Annotated in this window: 10 protein-coding genes and 1 tRNA gene; all 11 read left to right on the top strand. The window is 55.5% G+C overall.

Annotated features, from left to right (window positions below; all coding sequences use genetic code 11):
• Nucleotides 1-424 precede the first annotated feature (424 nt).
• The 11 genes from H7B67_RS04050 (at nucleotide 425) to H7B67_RS04000 (ending at nucleotide 10,406) form a co-directional block, all read left to right on the top strand.
• Nucleotides 425-1,678 (top strand): putative glycoside hydrolase, encoded by a 1,254-nt coding sequence (locus H7B67_RS04050; protein WP_343069196.1) that lies wholly within the window; start codon nucleotides 425-427, stop codon nucleotides 1,676-1,678.
• 176 nt (nucleotides 1,679-1,854) lie between these two features.
• On the top strand, nucleotides 1,855-3,312 hold the full coding sequence (gene guaB / locus H7B67_RS04045) for an IMP dehydrogenase (protein WP_185118503.1): 1,458 nt from the start codon (nucleotides 1,855-1,857) through the stop codon (nucleotides 3,310-3,312).
• A 148-nt stretch (nucleotides 3,313-3,460) separates the two neighbouring features.
• Nucleotides 3,461-4,810 carry a D-alanyl-D-alanine carboxypeptidase family protein gene (locus H7B67_RS04040; protein ID WP_245363683.1) on the top strand — a complete coding sequence of 450 codons (1,350 nt, stop codon included), beginning with the start codon at nucleotides 3,461-3,463 and terminating at the stop codon, nucleotides 4,808-4,810.
• Between the two features lie 118 nt (nucleotides 4,811-4,928).
• On the top strand, nucleotides 4,929-5,813 hold the full coding sequence (pdxS, locus tag H7B67_RS04035; RefSeq protein ID WP_209649197.1) for a pyridoxal 5'-phosphate synthase lyase subunit PdxS: 885 nt from the start codon (nucleotides 4,929-4,931) through the stop codon (nucleotides 5,811-5,813).
• Nucleotides 5,814-5,942: 129 nt separating this feature from the next.
• Nucleotides 5,943-6,524, top strand: coding sequence for a pyridoxal 5'-phosphate synthase glutaminase subunit PdxT (pdxT, locus tag H7B67_RS04030; RefSeq protein ID WP_185118501.1), 582 nt, complete (start codon nucleotides 5,943-5,945; stop codon nucleotides 6,522-6,524).
• 65 nt (nucleotides 6,525-6,589) lie between these two features.
• A complete protein-coding gene (serS, locus tag H7B67_RS04025; RefSeq protein WP_185118500.1) occupies nucleotides 6,590-7,873 on the top strand; it encodes a serine--tRNA ligase in 1,284 nt (427 codons plus the stop codon).
• 76 nt (nucleotides 7,874-7,949) lie between these two features.
• A tRNA-Ser gene (locus H7B67_RS04020) sits at nucleotides 7,950-8,038 on the top strand.
• Between the two features lie 537 nt (nucleotides 8,039-8,575).
• Entirely contained in the window at nucleotides 8,576-8,923 is a 348-nt protein-coding gene (locus tag H7B67_RS04015) for a hypothetical protein (protein ID WP_185118499.1), read from the top strand.
• 16 nt (nucleotides 8,924-8,939) lie between these two features.
• Entirely contained in the window at nucleotides 8,940-9,119 is a 180-nt protein-coding gene (locus H7B67_RS04010; RefSeq protein WP_185118498.1) for a hypothetical protein, read from the top strand.
• 21 nt (nucleotides 9,120-9,140) lie between these two features.
• The gene (locus H7B67_RS04005; protein ID WP_185118497.1) at nucleotides 9,141-9,299 is read left to right on the top strand and encodes a small acid-soluble spore protein P; all 159 of its coding nucleotides are present in this window, start codon (nucleotides 9,141-9,143) and stop codon (nucleotides 9,297-9,299) included.
• A 195-nt stretch (nucleotides 9,300-9,494) separates the two neighbouring features.
• A complete protein-coding gene (locus tag H7B67_RS04000; RefSeq protein WP_185118496.1) occupies nucleotides 9,495-10,406 on the top strand; it encodes a YitT family protein in 912 nt (303 codons plus the stop codon).
• The last annotated feature ends 5 nt before the right edge of the window (nucleotides 10,407-10,411 follow it).

Genomic DNA, 10,411 nt, shown 5'->3' with positions numbered 1-10,411 from the left:
TGGTGTAAGCACGGCAACGTGTGCAGCTGACGAGTACTAATCGGTCGAGGGCTTATCCTAATCAGCCAACACGGCAAGTGAGATGCTAATGAACGCTAACTCGTTTCGTATCCGGTTATCAAGGCGCAAGCCATATAGAACGGACCTGTAAGCGGCAGAGCAATCTGCCGCTTCTTCGTTGTAGTTGCACACCCGATTTAACGAATTCTTAATCCCCCCTTAAAGAGTTTCTAAGTTATTTGAGTTACAATCAATAAAAGCGAACCTGCGATGCGACGTATCCGTGCAAATAACACGTTTGAAGCTAGCGCATCCACACAACCCAGGCCTCATCCTTGCAACTTCATCTTACGCGCTAAGGACAACGTGATCAGATACATCCGCAAGCGAACCCCTGGACAGCCCCATCTCTTCCGCCGAGGAGATGGGGCTGTTCGTCCTCCGCTGCCAGAAGTTCCAACTCAACTCGGAGGAGTTGGCAGTCCATACTAGTCATACTTACATGGCGAAGGCAGGGGGTTTTGAGATGCGGCGGATTTCGATGGGGCGCAGACCTTTCTTTTTCTTTCTTTTGTTTTCCGTTGTCATGGGGGTTCAGGGCTGTTCCGGCACGCAAGCTTTCCAAGGGGGAGAACGCGGTATTGCGTCCTCCGCCATCCACTTGAATGAGTCGAAGGCATTGCCGGCCACGGCCAAAATCCGGAGACCGAAGTCCCCCATCAGGGGAATTTACGTTTCATCCAGCGCTGTAAGAAGTCCGAAGATGGAGAAACTGATCGAGCTTGTAGATCGTACGGAATTAAACGCGATGGTTATCGACGTCAACGGCGGCATAAATCTGATCGAGCTCCCCCCTTCTTCTCCTCGTCCATCGAATAGTCGGTCCGCAAAGCATTTTCGACAAACGGTCAAGCGCCTCAAGAGCAAAGATATCTATCTTATCGCGCGAATCGTAACCTTCAAGAACCCTTCGCTTGCTCGGGCGATGCCGGCATGGACTCTCAAGAAAAAGGACGGAACCGTCTGGCGCGATCGGGGTGGAGAAGCGTGGATCGATCCTTATCGTCAGGAAGCATGGGGCTACCCTATATCTCTTGCTCAAGAGGCGCTCCGAATCGGGTTTGACGAGGTTCAATTCGACTATGTTCGTTTTCCTGAAAATCGGGACAAGGTAGACAGGGAAGTGAACTTTCATAATCCTAACGGATGGAGCCGCCCTGAAGCGATCGGACGATTCCTTCATAAGGCGGCCGGCAAAGTACACAAATCCGGTGGGATCATCTCGGCCGACGTCTTCGGCTTGATCGGAACCGCTAGAGGGGATATGGGCATCGGGCAGCGTTGGTCGACGATCGCCGCCGAAGTGGACGTCATCTCTCCTATGGTATATCCCTCCCATTACTCCCCCGGCATCTGGGGAATTAACGCTCCCGATCTCATGGCCGGCAGCATCGTCTCCCACGCCATGAAGGATGCCGTTAAGCAGAACAATGAGCTAAGGCGAAACGGACGGCATATCGCGGAAGTGAGGCCGTGGCTTCAGAGCTTCACCGCATCCTGGGTGCATCCGCATCAGACATATGGTTCCGCGCAAATACGGGAGCAAGTGAGGGCGGCATCGAAGGAAGGGGTAAACGGTTATCTGCTGTGGAACGCATCTTGCCGATATCCAAACTAAGGTAGCTAATTTTTCGTAAGTTCGCATGCGGCGCGGATTTTGGCCGGTTCGTTCGTTTGAACGCCCGATGACAAGCTCTGCTTATGCCTTGACAGCCTATAATGCCTCTGCTAAGATTGCCTATAATTAATCGGAGATCAACCGGCTTACTAACCGGATAAGGGAGGAAATTACACGTGTGGCAAAACAAATTCGCCAAGGAAGGCCTGACGTTCGACGACGTACTGCTCGTTCCTAGGAAGTCGACCATTCTGCCTAGGGACGTGAACGTATCGACGACGCTCAGCTCGTCCGTGAAGCTGAACATTCCGTTGATCAGCGCAGGAATGGATACCGTCACGGAGTCGGCTTTGGCGATCGCTATCGCCCGCGAAGGCGGCGTCGGCATCATCCATAAGAATATGTCGGTCGCTCAGCAAGCAGAAGAAGTGGATCGGGTGAAACGTTCGGAAAGCGGGGTTATCACGAACCCGTTCTCACTCACTCCAGACCATCACGTATACGATGCCGAAGAGCTTATGGGCAAGTACCGCATCTCCGGCGTTCCGATCGTCGACGGCGAAGGCAAGCTGGTCGGCATCCTGACGAACCGCGATCTGCGCTTCGTGCACGATTATTCGATCAAGATCAGCAGCGTGATGACCAAGGAAAATCTGGTTACGGCGCCTGTCGGCACGACGCTGCAGGAAGCCGAGGTTATTCTTCAGCAGCACAAGATCGAGAAGCTCCCTCTGGTCGACGAGTCCAACACGCTGAAGGGTCTTATCACCATTAAAGATATCGAGAAAGCCATTCAGTTCCCGAACGCCGCGAAGGATTCGCACGGCCGATTGCTCGTCGGAGCTGCCGTTGGCGTATCCAAAGACACGTTCGAGCGCGTAGAGGCGCTGGTGAATGCGGGCGTCGATCTTATCGTCGTCGACTCCGCGCACGGTCACCATATCAACATCGTCGAGATGGTCGGTCAGATCCGCAAGCAATATCCGGAGCTGACGATCGTGGCCGGCAACGTGGCGACGGGCGAAGCGACCCGCGATCTGATCGAAGCCGGAGCTTCCATCGTCAAGGTCGGCATCGGACCGGGCTCGATCTGTACGACGCGCATTATCGCGGGTATCGGGGTTCCTCAGATCACCGCCATCTACGATTGCGCATCGGTAGCGCGCGAATACAACGTTCCGATCATCGCCGACGGAGGCATCAAGTACTCCGGCGAGATCACCAAGGCTATAGCGGCAGGAGCGAGCGCGGTCATGCTCGGAAGCTTGTTCGCGGGTACGGAAGAGAGCCCTGGCGAATCGGAGATCTATCAAGGCCGCCGTTACAAGTCCTACCGGGGCATGGGATCCATCGGCGCGATGAAGGAAGGCAGCAAGGACCGGTACTTCCAAGAAGACGAATCCAAGCTCGTTCCGGAAGGCATCGAAGGGCGCCTCCCTTACAAGGGACCTATCCGCGACACGATTCATCAGCTGCTCGGCGGACTTCGCTCCGGCATGGGCTACTGCGGAACCGCAACGCTGGAAGAGCTCAAGAACGATACGGAGTTCGTGCGCATTACCGGCGCGGGATTGCGGGAAAGCCATCCGCATGACGTCCAGATTACGAAGGAAGCGCCTAACTACTCCTTGTAAAATACAGTTTCCAATTAATAAAAGGCCGCAGAGGAGAGAAATCTCGTCTGCGGCTTTTTCCTTGGTATGCGGTATGATACAATAACATTCGGAGTTTAATGCCTGTACACGACAAAAAATACCCTGCTGAAAAGGAGAGATACGCGCATTGAATCGCAATCTTACTTCCGTTCTTCGACTGTCTCTTAACCATCAACGATTCGTGGCCATTCCTGTTCTTTTTGTAATGGCCGTTATGATAATATTGTCGGGCGCTGCAAGCGCCGCTGCCGCTGGAACGGCGAATACGGCTTCCTTGGATTTGAACGTTAAATCGGCTATCCTAATGGATTCCGCGACCGGACAAGTCCTCTATGAGAATAATTCCGACGAGGCTCTCCCCCCGGCGAGCATGACCAAGATGATGACGGAATATCTGGTATTCAAAGCTATCCAAGACGGCAAGCTCAGCTGGGACCAGACGATTACGGTGCAAGAGAATGCCTCCCTACAGATCGGCAGCCGGGTTTTCCTTGCCGAAGGAGACAAGCATACGGTTGAAGAACTGTACAAGGCGATGGCCATCGGTTCGGCCAACGACGCTACCGTGCAATTGGCGGAATCCGTAGCGGGCTCCGAAGAAGCCTTCGCTAAGCTGATGAACGATACGGCGGCCGAGCTCGGAATGACGAAGACGCACTTCATCAACTCCACGGGCTTGGATCGCGCCGATATGCCGGAAGCCTATCGTCCGACTTCCATCGAAGGAGAGACGGTCATGTCGGCTCGCGATTCCGCGATACTGGCATATCATATCCTTAAGGATTATCCCGAATTCCTGGAATATTCCAAGATCCAATCCTTTAAGTTCCGCGAGCGCGATAAAGACGAGGTCGTCAACTACAACTGGATGCTGGAATCCAACAAGAACGTAACGAACTTCAAGAAGTTCGCTTACCCCGGCGTAGACGGACTGAAGACGGGCCATACCACGAACGCGGGCAACTGCTTCACCGGAACGGCCCTGCAGAACGGCACGCGCTTGATCGCGGTCGTCATGGGCGTTCCCGGAGGCATGAACGACGGCAAGCGCTTCTTGGAGACGGCCAAGCTGTTCGATTACGGCTTCAACCAATTCGAGAAGAAGACGATCTTGGACGCGAAGGCCTCGGTGCCGGAGCATGAGACGCTCAAGGTCAAAAAAGGCGCTTCGAAGAAGGTAGAAGTCGTGACGGCTACCGACATTACGATCCTGGTTCCGAAGGGCTCCGAAGTGACCCCGACGGTAACCGAAGTGACTCCGGTCTCCGATCCGTTGGTTGCTCCGGTCAAATCGGGAGACAAGGTCGGAACGGTTACTTACACGTATAAGGATCCGGCTACTCAAGATGATAAGACTGTAACGGTCGATCTGGTTGCCGGGGACGACGTGAAGAAGGCCGGATGGTTCAAGCTTCTGCTTCGGGCTATCGGAGATTTCTTCTCCAGCCTGTTCAACGGGATCGTGGATTTGTTCTAAGCGAAGCCTGTTACTGGATAGTTTTGCAACAATAGCGTAACAATCCCGAGCGGATGGGTTGTCTATTGGCGGCCCTTCCTGTAAAATCTATGGATAGTATATTCAGGAGGCGTGAGAAATCATGGAGACAGGTACTTCGAGAGTTAAGCGCGGCATGGCCGAGATGCAAAAGGGCGGCGTCATCATGGACGTCATGAACGCGGAGCAAGCCAAGATCGCGGAAGCGGCGGGCGCTACGGCGGTTATGGCGCTTGAACGCGTTCCTTCCGATATTCGCGCGGCTGGCGGCGTTGCCCGCATGGCCGATCCGACCATCGTCGAAGAAGTCATGAAGGTCGTGTCGATTCCGGTTATGGCCAAGGCTCGCATCGGCCACTACGTGGAAGCGAAAGTATTGGAATCGTTGGGCGTCGACTACATCGACGAGAGCGAAGTTCTGACTCCGGCCGACGATATCTTCCACATCAGCAAGGAAGAGTTCACGGTTCCGTTCGTCTGCGGAGCGAAGGACCTTGGCGAAGCGCTTCGCCGCATTCAAGAAGGCGCCTCGATGCTTCGCACGAAGGGCGAACCGGGAACGGGCAACATCGTCGAAGCCGTTCGTCATATGCGTCTGATCACGGGTCAAATCCGTAAGGTGCAGAACCTGTCCAAGGACGAACTGTATCATGAAGCGAAGACTCTCGGCGTGCCTTACGACCTGCTGCTCGGCGTTCATGAGACGGGCCGCTTGCCGGTCGTCAACTTCGCCGCAGGCGGAGTCGCCACTCCGTCCGACGCCGCGCTGATGATGCACCTGGGCGCCGACGGCGTCTTCGTCGGTTCGGGTATCTTCAAGTCCGACTCCCCGGAGAAGTTCGCTCGCGCTATCGTGGAAGCGACGACTCATTACACCGATTACGAACTCATCGCTCGCGTGTCCAAGAACCTGGGCACCGCGATGAAGGGCATCGAGATCTCCAAGCTCGATCGTTCCGAGCGCATGCAAGACCGCGGCCTGTAAGAGGCGGGGCGGACTACTATCCATTCACAACGGGCGGCTTCGCAACGGCTCCTTACAGCCGATGGGGAGCCGCCCAGATTGGGTTTACCCATTGCAAGGCAGTATTGGCTATGAAGGAAGGGAACTTGGATGAACATCGGAGTATTGGCCCTGCAAGGGGCCGTAGCGGAGCATATCAAAAGCATCGAGCTTGCCGGAGGCAAGGGCGTGGCGGTCAAGACGGTCGAGCAGCTTCAAGAGATCGACGGCCTTATCCTGCCGGGCGGCGAGAGTACGACCATCGGCAAGCTGATGAGAAAATACGGCTTTATCGACGCGATCCGCGAATTCGCCCGGAACGGCAAGCCCGTGTTCGGGACTTGCGCGGGCCTCATCGTTCTGGCGGAGAGGCTGGAGGGCGCGGAAGAGCCTCATCTGCAGTTGATGAACATGACGGTTGCCCGCAATGCGTTCGGCCGTCAGAGAGAGAGCTTCGAGACGGATCTGGACGTCAAGGGCATCGATACTCCTCTTCGGGCGGTGTTCATTCGGGCTCCTCTTATCAAGGAAGTCGGAGACAACGTGGATGTGCTGTCTACTTACAAGGACGAGATCGTGACCGCCAGACAGGGGAACCTGCTTGCTTCCTCTTACCATCCGGAGCTCACGGATGATTATCGTCTGCATGAGTACTTCCTGAACATGGCCAAGGAAGCCTCGGCTAATCGATAATATCGCGGCGGACAGGCCGACCTCAGTACCGATAAATACCCGTACACGGGAAAGGAGTTCAGCACATGTTGGATGTTAGATTGCTGCGGAACGATTTAGGGAAGGTCGAGCAGGCGCTGCGCAACCGCAACGCTTCGCTCGAGCTGATCGAAGAGTTCCCGAAGCTCGACAGCGCTCGCCGGGAGAGGCTGGTCGAGAGCGACACGCTCAAGAATAGACGGAATGTCGTCTCGCAGGAGGTCGCCAAGCTGAAGAAGAGCGGCGGCAACGCGGACGAGCTGATCGCCGAGATGCGCAGCGTGAACGATCGCATCAAGGAATTGGACGAAGAGATTCGCGCGCTCGACGAGAAGCTGGACGCGATTCTTCTCTCGATTCCTAACGTGCCTCACGAGAGCGTGCCGGTCGGCGCTTCCGAGGAAGACAACGTCGAGCTTCGCCGCGTCGGCGAGCGGCCATCGTTCGACTTCGAGCCGAAGGCCCACTTTGACCTAGCGGACGGGCTGGGCATTCTGGACTTCGAGAACGCCGCTAAGGTTACCGGTTCGCGCTTCGTCTTCTACAGAGGGCTGGGAGCCCGTCTGGAGCGTGCCCTAATAAACCTGATGATGGATCTGCACGCCGACAAACACGGCTACGAGGAAGTGCTGCCTCCGTACATCGTCAATCGCGACAGCCTGGTCGGGACGGGCCAGCTTCCGAAGTTCGAGGAGGATCTGTTCAAGATCGAAGGCACGGAATATTTCCTTATTCCTACCGCCGAGGTTCCGGTGACGAACCTGCACCGCGACGATATCCTGAACGCGGATCAGCTTCCGGCGAAGTTCGTGGCGTTCAGCGGCTGCTTCCGTTCGGAAGCCGGAGCGGCGGGCCGAGACACCCGCGGCCTAATCCGCCAGCACCAATTCAATAAGGTGGAGCTCGTGAAGCTGGTAGCCCCCGAGACGTCCTACGACGCGCTGGAGGAGCTCACGGGACACGCAGAGCGTGTCCTGCAGGTACTTGGCCTTCCGTACCGCGTATTGGCGCTCTGCACGGGCGACATGGGCTTCGGTTCGGCCAAGACCTACGACCTTGAGGTTTGGCTGCCAAGCCAGGATACTTATCGCGAGATCTCGTCCTGCACGAACTTCGAGGACTTCCAGGCTCGCCGCGCGGGCATTCGCTTCCGCCGCGAAACGGGGGCGAAGCCGGAGCTCGTTCATACGCTGAACGGATCCGGGCTTGCCGTGGGCCGTACCGTCGCCGCGATCCTGGAGAATTACCAGCAAGCGGACGGAACGGTCGTCATTCCGGAAGCGCTGAGGCCTTACATGGGAGGAATCGACAAGATCGCCCCCAGGGGTTGATCCTAACTTCTTCTCTGTGATATGATTACGGGGCAGATCGGGCGATTCCATCGAATTGCGCCGCTGCCTTTCTTATGGAGAGATACCGAAGCGGTCATAACGGGGCGGTCTTGAAAACCGTTAGGGTGCAAGCCCACGTGGGTTCGAATCCCACTCTCTCCGCCATACGCAAAAAATAAGTCGATTCCCGAGAGGGAATCTTTTTTGCGTATGGCGAGTGGGATTCGAACGGGCCGTTAAGCGAACATGCCCAAAGGCATGTTCGTAGGCCCCGGCGTGATAGTCGCCATGTTGTGGACGTATTACGGCCACGACGCGACGGAGCGAATCCCACTCTCTCCGCCATACGCAAAAAACAAGCCGATTCCCGAGAGGGAATCTTTTTTGCGTATGGCGAGTGGGATGAGAACGGGCCGTTAAGCGAACATGCCCAAAGGCATGTTCGTAGGCCCCGGCGTGATAGTCGCTATGTTGTGGACGTATTACGGCCACGACGCGACGGAGCGAATCCCACTCTCTCCGCCATACGCAAAAAACGAGTCGATTCCCGAGAGGGAGCGACAAAAAGAATCCTACTCTCTCCGCCAGAATACGCCAACAACAACCGATCCGAACGAGGATCGGTTTTTCATTTTCCGCCAAGTCTCGCCTTGAATGAAGAGAGAACGCCCGGGCCAAGCTAACGGAGCGGAGGTGTTAAGCATGTCAAGCAACGACAAACTCGCCGTTCCACAGGCGGATCTTGCGCAAGCGTGGAGAGAGACGCTTTCCGAGCGGCTAAGCAACGGAGATACGGCTAGCGTTCTTGAGGACGAGAAGCATTCGGATACGCTCTTGGTCCACATTCAAACCGCCGGCAGGCAGATGCTTGAATTCGACTTCTCCGTCAAATACGTCGACAGCCGGGAGATCGATATCCAGCTCTCCGACGTGGAGAAGGACGGGCAATCCGTCGACGAGCGAACCGACGTCATGCAGGAGCTGATCGCGGACTATCGTCGCCATTTGCATGAAACCGCACAGGCTTTGCATCATTTTACCCACGCATAAGGGAGGGTGCCGACTCATGGCGAACAAGAACGGCATGCCGGACAAAAACCTAAGCAACGTCGTCGAGGATCTGGCGCGCAATCCCGTCAACAGCCACCAAGCCCAGCAGCAGCAACAGCAGACGAATGACCGCCGCCATCAAGACGCCCTTAATCACGACGAGACGACGGACCTGCATCATTTTAGAACAACTTAATCTGCCGCAGAGGGGTGCGCCATGAAACCGAGAAACTATTCGATAAGCACCGGGGACCCGCAGTCGGAGCACGGACATGACAAGCGCCAAGGCCGGAATCGTCAGCCGAACGAGCCGCTCTCCGGCTCCAAGAAGGTCAAGACTCATAACCACGTAAGCCATAATAATCCCGAGGGCTGAAGCCGAGCCGTATAAGAGCCTTACCGCACCAAACCGTTTCCTGCAGATCCTTATCTGCGGAGACGGTTTTATTGCGTTTGCAAACGTTTTAGGAAGCCATGGAAGGGTTTCTTGCCATATGCAATCGCTTTCATTAGACCGCTAACGAATACACTGTTATAATAGAAAGAAATATCCCTTTTTTAGGAGGTGCCTATGACCAGTCCGCAACCTGTTCAATCCGCCGCCCAAGTCCAAGCCAAGCCGATCCAGCACACTCGGCTATCCGCGCTGGAAATCGTTACCCGAATCGTGCTCATTATGTTCGGAGCCGTCCTCGCAGGCGTCGCTCTGGAGATCTTCCTTATCCCCAACAATATCATTGACGGCGGGATAACCGGCATTTCCATCATGACCGCTCATTTGACTCATTGGCCTCTCGGCGTGTTCCTGTTTCTGTTCAACCTTCCGTTCTTAATCATCGGTTATAAGTCCATCGGCAAAACCTTCGCGTTATCTACGTTATTAGGCGTCATTACTCTATCCGTTACCACCGCTCTTCTTCATCATGTCGAACCGTTCACGGACGAAACCTTGCTCGCGACCGTGTTCGGAGGCATTCTGCTCGGCATCGGAGTCGGAATCGTCATTCGCACCGGAGGCACGACGGACGGCACGGAGACCGTTGCGATCATGGTCAGCAAAAAAACCCCGTTCTCCGTAGGCCAAATGGTCATGTTCATCAACCTGTTCATTCTCGGAAGCGCGGGTCTCGTTTATGGCTGGGATAACGCGATGTTCTCCCTTATCGCTTACTTTATCGCTTTTAAGGTCATGGATCTGACGATCGAAGGCTTCGACGAATCGAAGTCGATCTGGGTCATCAGCGAGCATTACCGCGAGATCGGCGAAGCGATCGTCAGCCGTCTCGGACGCGGCGTCACTTACCTCAACGGGGAAGGCGGCTATTCCGGAGACACGAAGCAGGTCATCTTCACGGTCGTTACCCGTATGGAAGAAGCGAAGCTCAAATCCATCGTCACGGAAATGGACGAGAACGCGTTCCTCGCGGTCGGCAATATCCATGACGTGCGCGGAGGAAGATTCAAGAAGAAGGACATCCATTAACGTTC

This window comes from Cohnella thailandensis, assembly GCF_014212135.1.
Lineage (GTDB): Bacteria > Bacillota > Bacilli > Paenibacillales > Paenibacillaceae > Cohnella > Cohnella thailandensis.
Note: the sequence above shows the minus strand (reverse complement) of the source record. Positions and strands in the feature narration are given on the sequence as shown.